This window comes from Streptomyces sp. NPDC028635, assembly GCF_040637635.1.
Lineage (GTDB): Bacteria > Actinomycetota > Actinomycetes > Streptomycetales > Streptomycetaceae > Streptomyces.
The window spans coordinates 136,918-156,226 of sequence record NZ_JBEZWX010000008.1 but is presented as its reverse complement, the minus strand read 5'-3'; the positions used below and the strand labels follow the sequence as shown (position 1 = coordinate 156,226).

The window sequence follows — 19,309 nt, the reverse complement described above, 5'->3', positions numbered from 1 at the left end:
TCCTGGCCCACCTTCAGCCGGGAGCCAGGCGTGAGGGACCATTGGGGGGACGGTGGAGCCGGTCATTCCGGTAAGACCGAAGATCCACAACAGGAGCCTTGAGACCATGACCGAGACGGCAACCAGCGAGCTCGACGACTCGTTCCACGTCTTCGACACCACCCTGCGGGACGGCGCCCAGCGCGAGGGCATCAACCTCACCGTCGCCGACAAGCTCGCGATCGCACGGCACCTGGACGACTTCGGCGTGGGCTTCATCGAGGGCGGCTGGCCCGGCGCCAACCCGAGGGACACCGAGTTCTTCGCCCGCGCCCAGGCGGAGATCACCTTCCGCCACGCCCAGCTCGTCGCCTTCGGCTCCACCCGTCGCGCCGGTACGACCGCCGCCGAGGACCCCCAGGTCAGGGCGCTGGTGGAGTCCGGCGCCCCGGTGGTCACCCTGGTCGCCAAGTCCCACGACCGGCATGTGGAGCTGGCGCTGCGCACCACGCTCGACGAGAACCTCGAGATGGTCCGCGACACCGTGTCCTACCTGCGCTCGCAGGGCCGCCGGGTCTTCGTCGACTGCGAGCACTTCTTCGACGGCTACCGCGCCAACCCCGAGTACGCCAAGGCCGTCGTACGGGCCGCCTCGGAGGCCGGCGCCGACGTCGTCGTCCTGTGCGACACCAACGGCGGCATGCTGCCCGCGCAGGTCAACGCCGTCGTCTCCACCGTGATCGCCGACACGGGCGCGCGGCTCGGCATCCACGCCCAGGACGACACCGGCTGCGCGGTCGCCAACACGCTCGCCGCCGTCGACGGGGGCGCGACCCACGTGCAGTGCACGGCGAACGGCTACGGCGAGCGGGTCGGCAACGCCAACCTGTTCCCGGTGGTCGCCGCGCTGGAGCTGAAGTACGGCAAGAAGGTGCTGCCCGAGGGCCGGCTGCGGGAGATGACCCGCATCTCCCACGCCATCGCCGAGGTCGTGAACCTCACCCCCTCCACGCACCAGCCCTACGTGGGCGTGTCCGCCTTCGCGCACAAGGCCGGACTGCACGCCTCCGCGATCAAGGTCGACCCGGACCTGTACCAGCACATCGACCCCGAGCGGGTCGGCAACACCATGCGGATGCTGGTCTCCGACATGGCCGGCCGCGCCTCCATCGAGCTGAAGGGCAAGGAGCTCGGCATCGACCTCGGCGGCGACCGCGAGCTGGTCGGGCGGGTCGTCGAGCGGGTCAAGGAGCGCGAGCTCAAGGGCTACACCTACGAAGCCGCCGACGCGTCCTTCGAGCTGCTGCTGCGCGCCGAGGTCCAGGGCAGGCCGCTGCGCTACTTCGAGGTCGAGTCCTGGCGCGCGATCGTCGAGGACCGGCCCGACGGAACCCACGCCAACGAGGCCACCGTGAAGCTGTGGGCCAAGGGCGAGCGGATCGTCTCCACCGCGGAGGGCAACGGCCCGGTCAACGCCCTCGACCGCGCGCTGCGCGTGGGTCTGGAGAAGATCTACCCGCAGCTCGCCCAGCTCGACCTCGTCGACTACAAGGTCCGCATCCTCGAAGGGGTGCACGGCACGCAGTCCACGACCCGCGTGCTGATCTCCACCTCCGACGGCGCCGGCGAGTGGTCCACGGTGGGCGTCGCCGACAACGTCATCGCGGCGTCGTGGCAGGCGCTGGAGGACGCGTACACCTACGGGCTGCTGCGGGCGGGCGTCCACCCGGCCGAATAGGCCACAGTGGAGGCATGACCTCTTCGGACGGTGACCTTCTGGGCCGGGCGCGCGTGGCGACCCGGCTGCCCGCCCTGGACCTGGAGCGGGCCCGGCGGTTCTACGCGGACAAGCTGGGCCTAAGCCCCGTGGACGAGCGGCCCGGCGGGCTGCTGTACCGGTGCGGCGGGGTGGACTTCGTCGTGTTCCGCTCGACCGGGTCCGCGCCCGGCACGTTCACGCAGATGGCGTTCGAGGTGGACGACATCGAGGCGGTCGTGGCCGCGCTGCGGCGGCGCGGGGTCGTCTTCGAGGACGTCGACGCGCCCGGACTGCACACCCGGGACGGGATCGCCGAGGTCGAGGGCAACTACCCGAGCAAGGGCGCGCGGGGCGAGCGCGGGGCGTGGTTCCGGGACAGCGAGGGCAACCTGCTGGCCGTGGGCCAGCCGGTCACCTGACCCTCCGCCCGCCCCGCTCGTCAGGCGCCGCGCCAGATGTTGGCGTAGGCGTCGTCCTCGATACGGCGGCGCTGGCGTACGGCCGCCAGCTCGGTCAGCGCGTCGCGGACGGCGGCGACGACGGTCACGACCGCGTCGTCCAGGTCCGGGACGTCCTCCTCCGCGGCGTCCTCGGGGATGCCGAGGGCCGCGGCGAAGGCCGCCAGGACGGGCTCGCGGAAGGCCCAGCGGTCGGCGGCACGGCGCCGCTCCGGGGAGTCCGGCGGGGGACCGGGGCGGCTCCGCGACGGCAGCCAGCGGTGCCGACCGCCGCGCTCGGCCTGCGCCTCGGCGGCGTAGGCGGCGGCCAGGCCGCGTCCCCGGCGCCACAGCCAGTCCTCGACGGACTCGTACGGCGTGTCCTGGCGCAGGGCCGCGGCCGCCTCGTCCAGCAGCCGGTCACCCGTGGGCCGCCGGAGGCCCGGCAGGATCCGGTCGTCGTCCAGGTGGACGCTCTCGTCGGCGATCAGGTCGGCCAGCTCGGCCCCGGCCAGCGCGAGCGACAGATCGCCCTGCGCCACGGGCCGCCCCGAGGGCACGTCCACGGCGGTGAGCAGCAGATCGCGGGCTGTACTCATACGACCTCCAGGTCGGCGCCGTCGGCTGCCTCCATCATCCCCCGGGTGCGGGTGTGTGTCGTGGCGCTACCGCAGGCTCCACTTCTGGTTGGCGGCGCCGGTGCAGGACCAGATCTGCAGCCGGGTCCCGTTCGCCGAGGCGTTGTCCGTGACGTCCAGGCACTTGTTCGCCGGGACGTTCACCACGTCGCCGGTCGTGGTGTTGTACGTCCACTGCTGGGCGCCGGTGCCGTTGCAGTCGTAGAGCTGGACCATGGCGCCGTCCGTCGTCGCGGCGGAGGTGACGTCCAGGCACTTGCCCAGCGCCTGGACCGTGCCGTCGGACCTCACCGTCCACTGCTGGGCCGTGGTGCCGTTGCAGTCGTAGAGCTGGACCGCCGTGCCGTTGGCGGTCGAACCCCCGGCCACGTCCAGGCACTTGCCCGCGAGACCGACGAACGCGCCGGTGCGGTCGCCGCCCTGGCCCTGCGCGCCGGACCAGGTGAAGGTCGCCGAGGTCTTGCCCGGGAGGGAGTAAGTGGCGTGCTGTGAACCCCAGTTGATGGTGACCGTGCGGGGGGAGGCGGAGTCGTTGTAGGCGATGAGCGCCTTCGAGCCGTCGGGGTTGCGCCAGGCCACGTTCGGCAGGGCCGAGGATGCCGTGGAGGCGATGCGCTGCGCGCCGGGGCGGACGAACTTCGTCAGATGCCCCATGTCGTAGTACTCGACGGTGTAGTCCACCTGGCCGCTGCGCGCGTCGCCGTCGTGGACCGTGACCAGGCCGGTGCAGGTGCCGCAGCCTCCGTTGTGCGGGCCCATGTTCTGGTCCACCGCCAGCGACCACTTCGTCACCGACTTCGCCCAGTTGCGGGTGTAGTCGACGATGTTGAGCAGGTCCTCGCGCTGCTGGTTCGCGATCCAGGTGCCGCCCGAGTGCTCGGTGCCGAAGGCGTCCAGCTGCGGGTACTGGTTGTGCACGGCCGTCTGCTTCGCGATGTCGCCGCCATAGCCGTGCCAGGCGATCCCGCCGAAGTTCGGGTGGGTGCGGACCGCCGCGTCGTCGACCGTCTGGGCGGCGTAGGCGTCGTAGGTGTCCCAGTTCCAGTCGTGGGCCAGGACCTTCGTCGCCAGTCCGGCCGACTGGAGTCTGGGCAGCAGCTCGTTCTTGGTGAAGTACGCCAGGCCGCTCGCGTTCCAGCTCATCGACGGGTAGCCCGAGCAGCAGGTCGGCTCGTTCTGCGCCGTCACGTAGGAGACCGGCACGCCCTGGTCGCGGTAGGCCTGGAGGTACTTCACGAAGTAGGAGGCGTAGGCGCCGTAGTCCTCCGCCTTCAGCCAGCCGCCGTTGAGCTGCCCGCTGTCCTTCATCCACGCCGGGGCCGTCCAGGGCGAGGCCATGACCGTGAGCAACGGGTTGAGCTGGAGGGCCTGCCGGGTCAGCGGGACGACGTCGGCGAGATCGTGCGCGATCGAGAAGCGGCTGAGGGAGGGGTCGGTCTGGCCGGCCGGGACGTCGTCGTACGTGTAGCCGTAGCGCGCCAGGTCCGAGGCGCCCATCGGGTTGCGCAGGAAGGACAGGCCGATGCCGTCCGTGGGGGAGAACAGCTTGCGCATCGTCGCGTCCCGGGTGGCCGCGGACAGCGCCCCGCTGCTGTTCATCAGCCACGCGGCGGTGTCGGTGAAGGACGCGCCGCCGCCGGTGAAGGTCTGGTAGCGGGTGTTCTCGTCGACGGTGATGTTCTCACCGCTGCCGCCGGTGCCGGCCTGGAAGGCGAACGGCGTCTGCGGTTCCAGGCCGCGTACGACGTGCCGGCCGCCGGAGTCGTCGGTGGTGGTCAGCCAGGCCGTGACCGGCTCGCCGGCCGCCTGCGCGGGCACGGTGGCCGCCGTGACACCGGCCGCGGTGAGCAGCCCGGCGAGCAGCAGGCGCAGGGCCGTGGGGGCTTTCCTCATGTGCGCCGCCCTTCTGGGAGGTGGGGGGATGGGGCGTGCGAGCCGTGAGTAAATGACGGCGGACCGCGGGCGTCAAGGGGTTTCGCGTTCAGTTTTCGAAGCGTCAACGCCTCGGAACGCGCCAGGAGTTGGCTGCGTATCAGTTCTGGTGTGAAGTCTTGACGGCGAGGCCCGGGACCCGTTAACTCACGCCCTGAACTAAGCCTTGAGAGGTATCTCCAGAGCCGAGGGAAGGTCCATGCGAAGAACCGCCCTGCTCGCCTCCACCGCCGTCCTGGCGGCCCTGCTCCCCTGGACGTCCGCCCGGGCCGCCGACGCCCCCGAGCCCGCCCCGGTCCCGGTCGACCGCTTCGAGGGCGAGGTGCCCTTCGCCCAGCAGCCCGCTGAGGGCCTCTTCACCTGGGGCGGCGACGCCGACGACCCGCCGACCCTGAGCCTCGCGGCCCGCACGGACGCCCCCGAGGGGCAGAAGGTCCTCGCGGGCAGCTACGACATCAGCGGCTACGGCGGCTTCACCCACGACTACGCCGCGAACGGCTCGCCGCACGACTGGTCCGCCCACCGCGGCATCCGCCTGTGGTGGGAGGGACACGGCACCGGGAAGAAGACCGCCTTCGAGATCAAGGACGGCGGGGCGAACGGCGAGGCCTCCGAACTGTGGACCACGTCCTTCACCGACGACTTCACCGGCTGGAAGCGGATCGAGCTGCCCTTCACCGACTTCACGTACCGCACGGACTACCAGCCCGTCGGCGGCATCGACCACGTCCTCGGCCTCACGCAGATGTGGGGCTACGCCGTCACCCTGCCCACCGGCGTGCGCGGCACCTTCGCCATGGACGGCGTGGAGCTGTACGGCGAGGCCGACCAGTCGCTGCGCGCCTCCGTCACCACCGACGCCGCCGTCCACCCGGTCCGGGAGGGCGGCACCGCGTCCGTGAAGGTCACCGTCGCCACGACCGGCGAGAAGCCCCTCACCGACCCGGTGACGGTCACCTACGCGACCCGGGGCGGCACCGCCACCGCCGGTCGCGACTACACCCCGGTCTCCGGCACCCTCACCTTCCCGCCCGGCACCGCCTCGGGCACCACCCGGACCATCGAGGTGTCCACCCGCGAGGACCACGGCGCCGAAGCCGCCGAGACCGTCCCGCTCGCGCTCACGGTCACCGGCGCCAAGGCACCCGCCGAGACACCGCAGATCGTCATCGACGCCCACGGACTGCCGTACCTCGACGCGAAACTGCCCGTGCGCAAGCGCGTCGCCGACCTGCTGTCCCGGATGTCCCTGGCGGAGAAGGCCGGCCAGATGACCCAGGCCGAGCGCGGCGCGATGACCGACCCGGGCGACATCGCCGGCTACGCCCTCGGCTCGCTGCTCTCCGGCGGCGGCTCCACCCCCACGCCCAACACCCCGGCGGCCTGGGCACGGATGATCGACGGCTTCCAGCTGCGGGCCCAGGCCACCCGCTTCCAGATCCCGCTGATCTACGGCGTCGACGCCGTCCACGGCCACAACAACCTGACCGGCGCCACGATCATGCCGCACAACATCGGGATCGGCGCCACCCGTGACCCCGCGCTCGCCCAGCGGACGGGCGCCGTGACCGCGGCCGAGGTCCGCGCCACCGGCGTCCCCTGGGACTTCGCGCCCTGTCTGTGCGTCAGCCGTGACGAACGCTGGGGCCGCTCCTACGAGTCCTTCGGCGAGGACCCGGCCCTCGTGCAGTCCATGGAGACCGTCGTCCAGGGCCTCCAGGGCCGTGCCGACGGCCGGGACCTGAGCCGGAACGACAAGGTGCTCGCCACCGCCAAGCACTTCGTCGGCGACGGCGGCACCGCCTACGGCTCCTCGACCACCGGCACCTACACGATCGACCAGGGCGTCACCACCGTCACCCCGCAGCAGCTGAAGGACATCCACCTGGCGCCGTTCGAGACGGCTGTCCAGCGCGGCATCGGCACGGTCATGCCGTCGTACTCCTCCCTCGACATCGTCGGAGACGGCAAGGGCGCGGTGAAGATGCACGCCCGCGGCGACATGATCAACGGCGTGCTCAAGGACCGGATGGGCTTCGACGGCTTCGTCATCAGCGACTGGAACGCCATCGACCAGCTCCCCGGCGACTACGCCGCACACGTCCGCACCTCGGTGAACGCGGGCGTCGACATGATGATGGTGCCGTACGGCTACAAGGACTTCACCGGCGCACTCGTCGCCGAGGTGACGGCGGGCAGGATCAGCGAACGGCGGATCGACGACGCCGTCGCCCGCATCCTCACCGAGAAGTTCCGGCTCGGGCTCTTCGAGCACCCCTACGCCGACACGAGCGGGGCGTCCGCAATCGGCTCGGACGCGCACCGGGCCGTGGCCCGCGAGGCGGCCGCGAAGTCGCAGGTGCTGCTGAAGAACGACGGCGGACTGCTGCCCCTCAAGCCCACGCAGAAGGTCTACGTCGCCGGCTCGAACGCCGACGACCTCGGCAACCAGACCGGTGGCTGGACCATCACCTGACAGGGCTCCTCCGGCGCCGTCACCCAGGGCACCACCATCCTCCAGGGCATGCGCAAGACCGGCGCGGCGATCACCTGGTCCAAGGACGCCTCCGCCCCGACGGCCGGCTACGACGTGGGCGTGGTCGTCGTCGGCGAGACCCCCTACGCCGAGGGCGTCGGGGACGTCGGCAACGGACACGGCCTCCAGCTGAGCGCCGCCGACCGGGCGGCCGTCGACCGGGTGTGCGCGGCGATGAAGTGCGCGGTGCTGATCGTCTCCGGACGACCTCAGCTCATCGGTGACCAGCTGGGCGAGATCGACGCCCTGGTCGCCTCCTGGCTGCCGGGCACCGAGGGCGACGGTGTGGCCGACGTGCTGTACGGCAGGCGGCCGTTCACCGGGCAGCTGCCGGTCACCTGGCCGCGTTCGCAGGAGCAGCTGCCGATCAACGTCGGCGACGGCTCCTACGACCCGCAGTATCCGTACGGCTGGGGCCTGACGACGCTGACGAAGGTCCCGCCGGGCGGTGCGGCCGCGCTGCGGGCACTCGGTGTCGCCGCCCGGGCCGCCGAACGGGCGGGCGCGGACCTCGCCGGCCGCGCGCTGGTCGCCCGGGCCCGGCTGATCGTCCAGGACAGGGCGGGGCAGCATCTCACCCCGGCGGTCGCCGGGCCGTTCGCCGAGGCGGACCACCTGCTGCTGACCGGGCGGTACGCGCAGGCGGTGGAGAAACTGGCCGCGGCCTACCGGGCCGCCTGATTCCGCTCAGCGCGGACGAGCGTTGCGGGTCGCTTCGGGTACGTTCGATACATGAAGGCCGTCGAACGGACCCGAAGCCTCCCGGCGCTGCTGGCGGCCGCCCTGCTCGCCGCGTGCGCGGTGCTGTGGGCACCGGCCCCGCACGCCGTCGCCGACTCCGATCTGTCCACGATCGGGCGGGCGCTGCGCGAGAACCCCGTCTATGTCGACCCGGCCGCCTCGGCGCAGTTGTCGGCCGCGGACGCCGCCACCCTGGCGAAACGGATCAAGGGCGCCGACAAGCCGCTCTTCCTGGTCGTGCTCCCCGCCGACCACCCGACCAAGAGCCTGTTCACCGACCTGCGGACGGCCACCGGCATCACCGGCCTGTACGCCGTCCGGCTCGGCGACCGCTTCGACGCCCGGGCCGACTCCTCGGTCCTGCCGCGGTCGGCCGTGCAGAACCTCGTGACCAGCGTGCGGGGCGACCGCGACGCCCGTACGCAGCTCACCGACTTCAGCGACCGGGCCGTGGCCAACATGGGCGGCTCGGCGCCCTCCGGCTGGGGCTCCTCCGGGAACGGCGGCGGGGTGTCGACCACCGCGCTCGTCGCCACGGCCGCCGTGGTCGTCGCCGGCGGCGCGGGCGCCTACGCCCTGGTGCGGCGCGGCCGCCGTCGCCGCGAGGAGGAGCAGCGGGCCGCCCTGGAGCGGCTGCGCGTGGTCGTCGACGAGGACATCACCGCCTTCGGCGAGGAACTGGACCGGCTCGAGTTCCACCCGGCCGAACCGGGCGCCGACGACGCGATGCGCGCGGACTACGAGCGGGCCCTGGACACCTACGAACAGGCGAAGTCGCTGATGGCGGCGGCTCGGCGGCCCGAGGACGTACGGGCTGTCACCCAGGCGCTGGAGGACGGCCGGTTCGCTCTGGCGCAGCTCGCCGCCCGCCGCGAGGGACGGCCGCTGCCCCAGCGCCGGCCGCCGTGCTTCTTCGACCCGCGCCACGGGCCCTCGGTCGCCGACGCCGTCTGGACCCCGCCCGGCGGCGCGGCGCGTGAGGTGCCGGTGTGCGCCGCCGACCAGGCCCGGCTGGCGGACGGCCGCGACCCGATGGTCCGCGAGGTCGACACCGACTACGGCCGCCGCCCCTACTGGGACGCGGGCCCGGCCTACGGCCCCTGGGCGGGCGGCTACTTCGGCGGCGGCCTGCTGCCCGGCCTCCTCGTCGGCACCCTGCTCGGCAGCATGATGGCCACCCCGTCGTACGCCGCCGACTACGGCACCGGCTACGGCGACTTCGGCGCCGGCGGTTACGACGGCGGTGACGTCTCGGGCGCCGACTTCGACCCGGGCGACTTCGGTGACTTCGGCGGCGGGGGCGGGGACTTCGGCGGGGGCGGCGACTTCGGCGGAGGCGGGGACTTCGGCGGCAACTTCTGAGCCGTCGGCCCCCACAACGCGGCACGGGCCCCCGGTTCCGCCGGGCGGCGGAGGTCGGGTGGCCCGTGCTGTGCCGGTGTTCGGGTCAGGCGTTGCGGATCGCGGAGACGTCGAAGACGAGCTTGATCTTGTCGGAGACCAGGACGCCACCGGTCTCCAGCGCCGCGTTCCAGGTCAGGCCCCACTCCGAGCGCAGGATCTCCGCCTTGCCCTCGAAGCCGACGCGCTCGTTGCCGAACGGGTCCTTCGCGGCGCCGTGGAACTCCAGGTCGATGGTGAGCGGCTTGGTGACACCGAGGATCGACAGGTCGCCGGTGATGCGGTAGTCGTCGCCGCCCAGGGCCTCCGCCTTGGTGGAGCGGAACGTCATCGTCGGGAACTCGTCGGTCTTGAAGAAGTCCGCGGACTTCAGGTGACCGTCCCGGTCGGCGTTGCCCGTGTCGATGCTGTCCATCTTGATGTCGAGGGAGGCCGTCGAGCGCGACGGGTCGGCGCCGTCCAGGTGCAGCGAGCCGGAGAAGTCGAGGAAGGAGCCCTTGACGTTGGTGACCATCGCGTGGCGTGCGACGAAGCCGATCGTGGTGTGGCTGGGGTCGATCGTGTAGTCGCCGGTCAGGGCCGCGAGGTCCGGGCTGACGGGCGCGGTGGCCGTGGCGGCGGCGGGGGCGGCGGTGGTCTCGGGGGTGTTCTTGCGGCCGAAGATGCCCATGACGTGCTCCTTGGGGACGGTTGAGGCCTGATGTTGAATGTTCAACGATGCCAACGACACCGACGGTAGACCTATTCCGTTCAAAGTTCAACAGTCTTGGCGGAGGTAGTCTTTCCGGGGTCGTCGTCCGGGTCCGGATTCACTCCAGTGATGGCATCCGAGCGCCCCGATGTGAGGCGGCTCTCGCCCACCGGATTTGTACGACCCCCACAACCCCGACGCCCTCTGAGCAGTCGGAACGCCTGCATGCCCGCCGGGTTCTGTTCAGGGGCACCAGGAAAACGCGCCGGAGACTGTACGGAGTCGACGGCTCGCTTTCCTTGGCGGTCTTCGTAAGGTCGCTACATGACCGTTTTGGAAGAGACGACGGGTGAGCCGACCGGCGAGCCGACGGACGCGCGCGGGCGGGTCGCCGAGTTGCACGAGATCCGTGCCCGGGCGTTGGCCGGTCCGAGTGAGAAGGCGACCGCGGCGCAGCACGCCAAGGGCAAGCTGACCGCTCGGGAGCGGATCGAGCTGCTCCTGGATCCGGGGTCCTTCCGGGAGGTCGAGCAGTTGCGCCGGCACCGGGCGTCGGGGTTCGGGCTGGAGGCGAAGAAGCCGTACACGGACGGTGTGATCACCGGCTGGGGGACGGTGGAGGGCCGTACGGTCTTCGTGTACGCGCATGATTTCCGGATTTTCGGTGGTGCGCTGGGCGAGGCCCATGCGACGAAGATCCACAAGATCATGGACATGGCGATCGCGGCGGGTGCGCCGCTGGTGTCGCTGAACGACGGGGCGGGTGCCCGTATCCAGGAGGGTGTGTCCGCGCTCGCCGGCTATGGGGGGATCTTCCAGCGGAACACGAAGGCGTCGGGTGTCATCCCGCAGATCTCGGTGATGCTGGGTCCGTGTGCGGGCGGTGCGGCCTACAGTCCGGCGCTGACGGACTTCGTGTTCATGGTGCGTGAGACCTCGCAGATGTTCATCACCGGTCCGGACGTGGTCAAGGCGGTCACGGGTGAGGAGATCACGCAGAACGGGCTCGGCGGTGCGGATGTGCACGCGGAGACCTCGGGTGTGTGTCACTTCGCCTACGACGACGAGGAGACGTGCATCGCGGAGGTGCGTTACCTGTTGTCGCTGCTGCCGCAGAACAACCGGGAGAACCCTCCGCGGGCGGAGTCGGGTGATGCGGTGGAGCGGCGCGGTGAGGTGCTGCTGGACCTGGTCCCGGCGGACGGCAACCGGCCCTACGACATGACGAAGGTGATCGAGGAGATCGTCGACGACGGCGAGTACCTCGAGGTGCATGAGCGCTGGGCGCGCAACATCATCTGCGCGCTGGCGCGGCTGGACGGTCAGGTCGTCGGCATCGTCGCGAACCAGCCGCAGGTGCTGGCCGGTGTCCTGGACATCGAGGCGTCGGAGAAGGCGGCGCGGTTCGTGCAGATGTGCGACGCGTTCAACATTCCGATCATCACCTTCCTGGACGTGCCGGGCTTCCTGCCGGGTGTGGACCAGGAGCACGGCGGGATCATCCGGCACGGGGCGAAGCTGCTGTATGCGTACTGCAACGCGACCGTGCCGCGGATCTCGCTGATCCTGCGCAAGGCCTACGGCGGCGCCTACATCGTGATGGACTCGCAGTCCATCGGCGCGGACCTCACGTATGCGTGGCCGACCAACGAGATCGCGGTGATGGGCGCCGAGGGCGCCGCCAACGTCATCTTCCGCCGGCAGATCGCCGACGCGGAGGACCCCGAGGCCATGCGGCAGAAGATGGTCAAGGAGTACAAGGCCGAGCTGATGCACCCGTACTACGCGGCCGAGCGTGGCCTGGTCGACGACGTCATCGACCCCGCCGAGACCCGTGAGGTCCTCGCCCGCTCCCTCGCGATGCTCCAGACGAAACACGCCGACCTGCCCTCCCGCAAGCACGGCAACCCGCCGCAGTAACCCAGCGGACCCGCCGCGGCAACCCCGCGGACCTCTGACTCACGGAGACTGAGACCCATGAGCACTGCCGACATCCGCGTCGAGAAGGGCCACGCCGAGCCCGAGGAGGTCGCCGCCATCACGGCCGTCCTCCTGGCCCGCGCGGCCGCCCGCCCCGCCGAGACCGTCCCCGTCCACCACGGCCGCCCGCGCGCCGGCTGGCGTCGCCTGGAGCGCGAGAACGGCTTCCGCGCCCCGCACAGCTGGCGCTGACGCGAGCACGAAGAAGGGCCCCTCTCCGAGGAGAGGGGCCCTTCTTCGTGTCTTCTTCGAGTCTTCTTCACGTCCCTGAGGGGCGCGCGGCCGTGTCCGGCCTGTGGCTCCGCGGTAGGGCGGGGCCTGGCCACGAGCTGCCCCGGGACGGCGTGTGTCACCGCAAGGGGCAGCCCGGGGGCCGGAGCACCTACCGCAGACGCGCCATCAGCGCGTGCTCGACGAGCGTGATGAGCGTCGACTTGGCGTCGGCGCGGTGCCGGGCGTCGGTCGTGATGATCGGGGTGTCGGGGCCGATCTGCAGGGCCTCGCGCACCTCGTCGGGCTGGTAGGGCTGCTGTCCGTCGAAGCCGTTGAGGGCGATCACGAACGGCAGGCCGCTGTTCTCGAAGTAGTCGACGGCGGGGAAGCAGTCGGCCAGGCGCCGGGTGTCGACGAGGACCACCGCGCCGATGGCGCCGCGCACCAGGTCGTCCCACATGAACCAGAAGCGGTCCTGTCCGGGGGTGCCGAACAGGTAGAGGATCAGGTCCTGGTCCAGGGTGATGCGGCCGAAGTCCATGGCCACCGTGGTGGTGGTCTTGTCCCCGGTGTGGGTGAGGTCGTCGATGCCCGCGGACGCGGACGTCATCACGGCCTCCGTGCGCAGCGGGTTGATCTCCGAGACGGCGCCGACGAACGTGGTCTTGCCCACGCCGAAGCCGCCCGCCACCACGATCTTCGCGGAGGTGGTGGAGCGGGAAGGACCGCCGCTAGAGCTTGCGAAGTCCACTGAGCACCCTTTCGAGCAGTGTCACGTCTGGCTGGCCGCCGGCGTTCTCGTCGCCGCCGGGCTGATGGATGGCGACCAGTCCCGCCTCCGCCAAGTCGGCGACGAGGATCCTGGCCACGCCGAGCGGGATCGTCAGCAGGGCCGAGATCTCGGCCACCGACTTGATCTCGCGGCACAGGTTGCAGATCCGCTGATGCTCGGGCAGCTGGCCCTGCATCTGGTGCGGAGCAGCGGTGGTGTGCACCAGCGCCTCGATGGCGAGCTGGTAGCGCGGACGCGTCCGGCCGCCGGTCATGGCGTACGGACGCACCAGCGGGTTGTTCGACGCCCCGGCGGGCGCCGGCTCGGGGGTGCGACGCTGCGGCTGCACGGGCTGGATACGCGGGGCCGGCGGCTGGTCGTACGGCGACGGGCCGGGGCCCTGGGGCATGTACGGCTGCCGGTGGCTCGGGGCGGAGGGGTAGGCGTACGGGTTCGCGGAACCGTCGCCGTGGCCCTGGCCAGGCCCGTACGACCAGTTGCCCGAAGACGAACCGCCTGGGGGTGTTGCCACTTTCTCTCCTCCTCCGAGCGTGTCTGGCATCCCACCACGTGGAAGCCCGCGTCCCGAAACCTTACGGCCCCGGGACGCCAAAACGCACCGTCCCCCCGTCAGTTGAGCAGGCTGCCCTGGAGCTCGGCCCGCAGGTCCGGGGTCAGGACAGTACCGGCCCGGTCCACCAGAAGGGCCATTTCGTACCCGATGAGACCGATGTCCGCCTCCGGGTGCGCCAGCACCGCAAGCGAGGAACCATCGGAAATGGACATGATGAACAGGAATCCCCGCTCCATCTCCACAACCGTCTGGTTCACGCTGCCGCCCTCGAAGATCCGGGACGCACCGGCGGTCAGCGAGGTCAGACCGGAGGCGACGGCCGCGAGCTGATCGGCGCGGTCGCGGGGGAAGCCTTCGGACATCGCCAGAAGGAGTCCGTCGGCGGAGACCACCACCGTGTGGGACACCCCCGGGGTGTTGTCCACGAAGTTGGTGATCAACCAGTTCAGGTTCTGTGCCGCCTGGCTCATCGGGCTCACACTAACGCTCCTGGTTGTAGGTGCTGTCAGGACCGAAGCCCTGGCCGTTCGTTTCACTGCCTGCGCTCGCGCTGCGTCCACGCTGGACGCCACGGCGCAGGTTGCTCAGCCTGCCCCGGACGTCCTCCGGGGCGCGGGAGACCTGAGGGCCCCCCTGAGGGGTGGTTTCGGCGGCGCCGTCGACCAGGTTGGCCTTGGGAATCCGCCGCGGCAGACCGGAGGCCGTGACCCCGCCCGCCTTGGGCTTGCGGAGCTGCGCGGCCTGCTGCCAGCGGTCGTCGTTCGCCGACCGCCAGCTGCCATTGTCGCCGTTGTTCTCCGGAGTGGGCGCCGGCGCTTCCTGGTTCACGCGCTGGGCGGAGCCGTTCGAACCGCTCGCGTGGGATCCGCGGCGCGGCAGCCCGGCGTCGGTCAGCTCGTGGACGGCGGAAGTGGCCGGTCCCGGACGGTCGAAGCCTACGCGGTCCTGCTGACTTGCGTCAGCGCTCCGCTGCGGTTCCGCTTCCGGTGCGTCCGCAGCGTACTGGGACCCGTAGCCGTTCTGGTAGCCGCCGTGCTGGGGCCAGTCGTCCTGGTAGGACGTCTGGTCGAAGCCCGAAGGGTTCTCCGGAGCGGTGGCGTGCGCCGGCGCGGAGTCCTCCTGCGCGGGCTCCGCATACGAGCGCTCGGAGTAGCCGCCGGCGGTGCCGAAACCGTCGCCCTGCGGTACGTGGCCGTTCTGCCCGTAGTAGGACTCCTCGTACGACGGCGCCTGCTGTCCGTCGTAGCCGCCCCGGTGCTCCTCGTACGCCGTGTGCTGGTCGTACCCGGTGCCCTGGTCGGGGAAGCCGCCCTGGTGGGCGTCGTAGGCCGGCTGCTGCTGAGTGCCGGGGCCGAAGTCGTCGGCGTACCCGCCCTGCTGCTCCGGGCTCTGCTCCTGCTGCTGGCCGTGGCCCTGGGACTCCAGGGCCGCGCGGCGCTCCTCGCGCATCAGGGAGCGGCCGACCGGATCCAGGTCGCGCAGGTCGTCGGGGACCTCGGTGTAACGGCTGTCGTCGAAGCCCAGTTCGGCGGCCGTGCGCATCGGCTGGCTGAAGTTCTCACCCTGGAAGTTCTGCTCCGGGATGATCTGCGAGACGGTGAACTCGTCGCGCTGGAGATGCTGTTCGCCGCCACCGCCGTGCGTGATCGCGTCCGGCAGCATGACCAGCGAGGTGGTGCCGGCCTGCTCGCCCGAGGGGCGCAGCTGGACCCGGATGCCGTGCCGGTCGGACAGCCGGCCGACCACGAACAGGCCCATGCGCTGCGAGATCGCGGCGTCCACGGTCGGCGGGTTGGCCAGCTTGTGGTTGATGTCGGCGAAGTCCTCGGCCGTCAGACCGATGCCCTTGTCGTGGATCTCGATCATCACGCGGCCGTCCGGGAGACGGGTCGCGGTGACCCGGACCTTGGTCTGCGGGGAGGAGAACGTGGTGGCGTTCTCCAGCAGCTCGGCGAGCAGGTGCACGAGGTCGGTCACGGCCCGGCCGTGGATCTCGGCCTCCGGGACGCCCTGCAGCTCGATGCGCTCGTACTGCTCCACCTCGGAGGAGGCGGCGCGCAGCACGTCGACGAGCGGCACCGGCTGGTCCCAGCGGCGGCCCGGCTCCTCGCCGGCGAGGACCAGCAGGTTCTCGCCGTTGCGGCGCATACGGGTGGCCAGGTGGTCCAGCTTGAAGAGGTTCTCCAGCTGGTCCGGGTCGGCCTCGTTGTTCTCCAGGTCCGTGATCAGGGTCAGCTGGCCCTCGATCAGCGACTGGTTGCGGCGCGAGAGGTTGGTGAAGATCGCGTTGATGTTGCCCCGCAGCAGGGCCTGCTCGGAGGCGAGCCGGACCGCCTCGCGGTGGACCTGGTCGAAGGCGCGGGCGACCTCGCCGATCTCGTCGGTGGTGGTGATCGGGATCGGGGCGACGCGGGTGTCGACCCGGCCGGGGTCGGTGCGCGAGAGCTGGTCGACCAGCATCGGCAGGCGCTGCTCGGCGATGCCGAACGCGGCGTTGCGCAGCTGCCGCATCGCGCGGCTCATCTGGCGGGCCACGGCACCGGCCAGGATGAAGGCGAGCAGCAGGGCGATCACCACGATGGCGCCGGTGACGATGGCGTCCTGCTTGGCGTTGTCGGCGATGGTCTGCGCGTCGGCCACGGCCTTGTCGACCAGTTCGGTCTCGACCTGGCGGTAGCCGTCGAACTTCGCGGTGGAGGCGCCCATCCAGGTCTGCGGCGTCACCCCCTTGGCCGCCAGCTCGTTCGAGCTGAAGGCGCCGGAGGCGATGCCCTGGAGCATCTTGTCGGCGACCGGCATGGCGGTGTAGGCGCCGCCCTGGGTGGAGCTGTTGTCGCCGGCGTTGACGGCGGCGCCCCGGTCGCCGACCTTCTGGCGCTGCTGCGCCATGACCTGGTCGAGCCGGTTGACGTCGGCCTGGGTGGCGCCCGAGACGAACTCGTTGACGGCGATGCCCTCGAGGTAGCGGTACGTGGCCAGCGAGACGCGCTGCTGCGCGGCCACGCTCTGCTTCTCCGCGGGCCGGATCAGCAGGTGCACGCCGATGGCGCGCTGCAGCGAGGTCGCGGCCTTGGCGAGGGAGACGGCGTAGACGGTACGGCCGTAGGAGGTGACGTTGCCGGTACCGAGGCTCAGCTCGTTGGCGAACTCCATCAGGGAGTGCTGGACGAGGACGTAGCCCTCTTCCGTCTTCACCGGGTCCATCGGCTTGGTGAAGGCGGCCTGGCGCAGCGCGGACAGCTTGTTCTCGTTGGAGCGGAACAGCTGCATGCGGCGGTCGAGTGCGGCCGTGTGCGGCAGGTTCTTCGCCGCCTCGTCGAACTTGCCCTTGGCGGAGTCGGTGGCGGCGCGCAGCTGCTTGACCTCGGCCGTCTCGCCCTTGCCCTGGAGCAGGTCGGGCGCGGTGAGGTCGCGCTCGTCGAGCAGGGCCTGGCCGTAGTCCTCGGCGGCGCGCACCAGGAGCGCGACGTTCTCCGCGTCCTCCGCGTTCTGCCAGGTGTCGATCGAGCTCTTGACCTGGAAGCCGCCCATGACGAGGCCGACCAGCACGGGTATGAGCAGGATCGCGTTCAGCCGGGTCGGCACCCGCCAGTTGCGGGGGGAGAAGCGGCCACCGCTCGGGGCCGGCGCCGCCGACGGTTCCGAACCGGGCACAGGGGCGGGCGCCGCTGTGCGCGGCGGCGGGGTGAAGTTGCCCCGCGCCGCCGGCTCGGGACTGTTCTTGCTTCGCCTCACTCGACCAACAACCTCTCGGCGGTCGGCACCTTCGTCGTGCCGCAGTGTGTCCGTGCCCGGTCGGCCAAGGACTCCCGGTACGCCTACCAGTACGTCTTTGACTATTGGGCAGTTCAGGCATTCCAGCACGACGACCTGCGCTCTTCCAAACAGCGGAATGCGCGGGCTCGAGGTGATGTAAGCCCCACATAAAACGGTCATAAAGAGCGAGCCCCGTCAAAAGACGGGGCGTTCGTGCGCACAGCGACACCGGCCGACCGCGACGCGTGGCGGTTCTCCACGATTCCTCTGCCGAACTGTTATGAACACCGGAGCCGGCCGTGTCAAAGGCCACAGCCGGCTCCGCCGGGCCCTACGACAACTGCCGTATCGCCCTTCCGACTTGAGTGTCGGTCCTGTGTCGTACCGGTGTACGTACCGGTGTGCGCGCTAACGCAGACGTGCCATCAGCGCGTGTTCCACCAGCGTGATCAGGGCCGACTTGGCGTCGGCGCGGTGCCGGGCGTCCGTCGTGATGATCGGGGTGTCGGGACCGATCTGCAGAGCCTCGCGCACCTCTTCCGGCTGGTACGGCTGCTGTCCGTCGAAACCGTTGAGGGCGACGACGAACGGCAGGCCGCTGTTCTCGAAGTAGTCGACGGCGGGGAAGCAGTCGGCCAGGCGCCGGGTGTCGACGAGGACCACCGCGCCGATCGCGCCGCGCACCAGGTCGTCCCACATGAACCAGAAGCGGTCCTGTCCGGGGGTGCCGAACAGGTAGAGGATCAGGTCCTGGTCCAGGGTGATGCGGCCGAAGTCCATGGCCACCGTGGTGGTGGTCTTGTCCCCGGTGTGGGTGAGGTCGTCGATGCCCGCGGACGCGGACGTCATCACGGCCTCCGTGCGCAGCGGGTTGATCTCCGAGACGGCGCCGACGAACGTGGTCTTGCCCACGCCGAAGCCGCCCGCCACCACGATCTTCGCCGAGGTGGTCGAGCGAGACGCGGTCGTCGCCTGACCGCTAGAGCTTGCGAAGTCCACTGAGCACCCTTTCGAGCAGCGTCACGTCCGGAGCACCGGTGGCCTCGTCGCCGCCCGGCTGGTGGATCGCGACGAGACCGGCCTCGGCGAGGTCCGCGACGAGAATGCGGGCCACGCCCAGCGGCATGTTGAGCAGCGCGGAGACCTCCGCGACCGACTTCACCTCACGGCACAGATGGCAGATGCGCTGGTGCTCCGGGAGCAACCCCATGAGCGCAGCCGGGTCGGCCGTGGTGCTGATCAGCGCCTCGATGGCGAGCTGGTAGCGCGGCCGGGTCCGGCCGCCGGTCATGGCGTACGGCCTGACCAGCGGCTGGTCGCCCTCTTCCTCGTACGACCCTGCGTACGGATCATGATGGGCGGTGGGCGGGGTCATGAATCCTCCGGGCGAGACAGCAAGTCGGTCGGGCTGGCCGTCGGACGGGGCCGGTGGGGGGATTGTGGCGGCCGGACGGTTTTTCGGTGACGCGTATGGATCACGGGCCGGTCAGTGGAGCAGACTTCCCTGGAGCTCGGCGCGAAGGTCGGGCGTGAGCACCGCGCCCGCGCGGTCGACCAGGAGCGCCATCTCGTAGCCGACGAGGCCGATGTCGCACTCCGGGTGCGCGAGCACGGCCAGCGACGAGCCGTCCGAGACGGACATCAGGAACAGAAAGCCGCGTTCCATCTCGACGACCGTCTGTGCCACGGTGCCGCCCTCGAAGATCCGCGAGGCACCGGCCGTCAGCGAGGTGAGCCCGGACGCGACGGCCGCCAGCTGGTCGGCACGGTCGCGCGGGAAGCCCTCGGACATCGCCAGCAGCAGACCGTCGGCGGACACGACGACGGTGTGGGACACCCCTGGGGTGTTGTCCACGAAGTTGGTGATCAACCAGTTGAGGTTCTGTGCCGCCTGGCTCAT

At 70.9% G+C, this 19,309-nt stretch carries 15 protein-coding genes and 1 pseudogene; 6 read left to right on the top strand and 10 right to left on the bottom strand.

Translation table 11 applies throughout. The features are described 5' to 3' along the window. Positions 1 to 106: 106 nt before the first annotated feature. Together cimA and AB0E88_RS11715 are read left to right on the top strand one after the other, a co-directional pair. Positions 107 to 1,717: a citramalate synthase gene (gene cimA / locus AB0E88_RS11720; RefSeq protein ID WP_361627778.1), complete on the top strand. Its 1,611-nt coding sequence runs from the start codon at positions 107 to 109 to the stop codon at positions 1,715 to 1,717. Between the two features lie 14 nt (positions 1,718 to 1,731). Next, positions 1,732 to 2,157, top strand: a complete 426-nt coding sequence (locus AB0E88_RS11715) for a VOC family protein (RefSeq protein ID WP_361627775.1) — start codon at positions 1,732 to 1,734, stop codon at positions 2,155 to 2,157. Between the two features lie 20 nt (positions 2,158 to 2,177). On the opposite strand, the gene AB0E88_RS11710 is transcribed toward AB0E88_RS11715, so the two are convergent. Beyond that, the gene (locus AB0E88_RS11710; RefSeq protein ID WP_361627772.1) at positions 2,178 to 2,774 is read right to left on the bottom strand and encodes a GPP34 family phosphoprotein; all 597 of its coding nucleotides are present in this window, start codon (positions 2,772 to 2,774) and stop codon (positions 2,178 to 2,180) included. 66 nt (positions 2,775 to 2,840) lie between these two features. After that, entirely contained in the window at positions 2,841 to 4,706 is a 1,866-nt protein-coding gene (locus AB0E88_RS11705) for a ricin-type beta-trefoil lectin domain protein (protein ID WP_361627769.1), read from the bottom strand. Positions 4,707 to 4,944: 238 nt separating this feature from the next. Here AB0E88_RS11705 and AB0E88_RS11700 point away from each other — a divergent pair. After that, positions 4,945 to 7,962 (top strand): annotated as a pseudogene (locus AB0E88_RS11700) (glycoside hydrolase family 3 N-terminal domain-containing protein). Between the two features lie 51 nt (positions 7,963 to 8,013). Then, positions 8,014 to 9,384: a hypothetical protein gene (locus tag AB0E88_RS11695; protein ID WP_361627766.1), complete on the top strand. Its 1,371-nt coding sequence runs from the start codon at positions 8,014 to 8,016 to the stop codon at positions 9,382 to 9,384. 85 nt (positions 9,385 to 9,469) lie between these two features. Here the strand turns inward: AB0E88_RS11695 and AB0E88_RS11690 are convergent, their stop codons facing one another. After that, positions 9,470 to 10,093 carry a YceI family protein gene (locus tag AB0E88_RS11690; RefSeq protein WP_361627763.1) on the bottom strand — a complete coding sequence of 208 codons (624 nt, stop codon included), beginning with the start codon at positions 10,091 to 10,093 and terminating at the stop codon, positions 9,470 to 9,472. A 345-nt stretch (positions 10,094 to 10,438) separates the two neighbouring features. On the opposite strand from AB0E88_RS11690, the gene AB0E88_RS11685 reads away from it, so the two are divergent. Beyond that, complete coding sequence (locus AB0E88_RS11685) at positions 10,439 to 12,034, top strand: acyl-CoA carboxylase subunit beta (RefSeq protein ID WP_361627761.1); 1,596 nt, start codon at positions 10,439 to 10,441, stop codon at positions 12,032 to 12,034. A gap of 57 nt (positions 12,035 to 12,091) precedes the next feature. Continuing rightward, complete coding sequence (locus AB0E88_RS11680) at positions 12,092 to 12,286, top strand: acyl-CoA carboxylase subunit epsilon (RefSeq protein WP_361627758.1); 195 nt, start codon at positions 12,092 to 12,094, stop codon at positions 12,284 to 12,286. Positions 12,287 to 12,476: 190 nt separating this feature from the next. On the opposite strand, the gene AB0E88_RS11675 is transcribed toward AB0E88_RS11680, so the two are convergent. The 7 genes from AB0E88_RS11675 to AB0E88_RS11645 all read right to left on the bottom strand — a co-directional run bounded on the left by AB0E88_RS11675 (position 12,477) and on the right by AB0E88_RS11645 (position 19,309). Further along, positions 12,477 to 13,058, bottom strand: coding sequence for an ATP/GTP-binding protein (locus AB0E88_RS11675; protein WP_026084856.1), 582 nt, complete (start codon positions 13,056 to 13,058; stop codon positions 12,477 to 12,479). Beyond that, a complete protein-coding gene (locus AB0E88_RS11670) occupies positions 13,039 to 13,611 on the bottom strand; it encodes a DUF742 domain-containing protein (RefSeq protein ID WP_103781643.1) in 573 nt (190 codons plus the stop codon). The genes AB0E88_RS11675 and AB0E88_RS11670 overlap by 20 nt, the downstream gene beginning before the upstream one ends. Before the next feature lie 98 nt (positions 13,612 to 13,709). After that, positions 13,710 to 14,123 (bottom strand): roadblock/LC7 domain-containing protein, encoded by a 414-nt coding sequence (locus AB0E88_RS11665; RefSeq protein WP_004983065.1) that lies wholly within the window; start codon positions 14,121 to 14,123, stop codon positions 13,710 to 13,712. A gap of 10 nt (positions 14,124 to 14,133) precedes the next feature. Then, the gene (locus AB0E88_RS11660; protein WP_361627754.1) at positions 14,134 to 17,388 is read right to left on the bottom strand and encodes a nitrate- and nitrite sensing domain-containing protein; all 3,255 of its coding nucleotides are present in this window, start codon (positions 17,386 to 17,388) and stop codon (positions 14,134 to 14,136) included. Positions 17,389 to 17,817: 429 nt separating this feature from the next. Beyond that, positions 17,818 to 18,408 (bottom strand): ATP/GTP-binding protein, encoded by a 591-nt coding sequence (locus tag AB0E88_RS11655; RefSeq protein WP_361627751.1) that lies wholly within the window; start codon positions 18,406 to 18,408, stop codon positions 17,818 to 17,820. After that, positions 18,389 to 18,784, bottom strand: coding sequence for a DUF742 domain-containing protein (locus AB0E88_RS11650; RefSeq protein WP_361627748.1), 396 nt, complete (start codon positions 18,782 to 18,784; stop codon positions 18,389 to 18,391). Before AB0E88_RS11650 ends, AB0E88_RS11655 begins: the two co-directional genes overlap by 20 nt. A 111-nt stretch (positions 18,785 to 18,895) precedes the next feature. Next, on the bottom strand, positions 18,896 to 19,309 hold the full coding sequence (locus tag AB0E88_RS11645) for a roadblock/LC7 domain-containing protein (protein WP_023546525.1): 414 nt from the start codon (positions 19,307 to 19,309) through the stop codon (positions 18,896 to 18,898).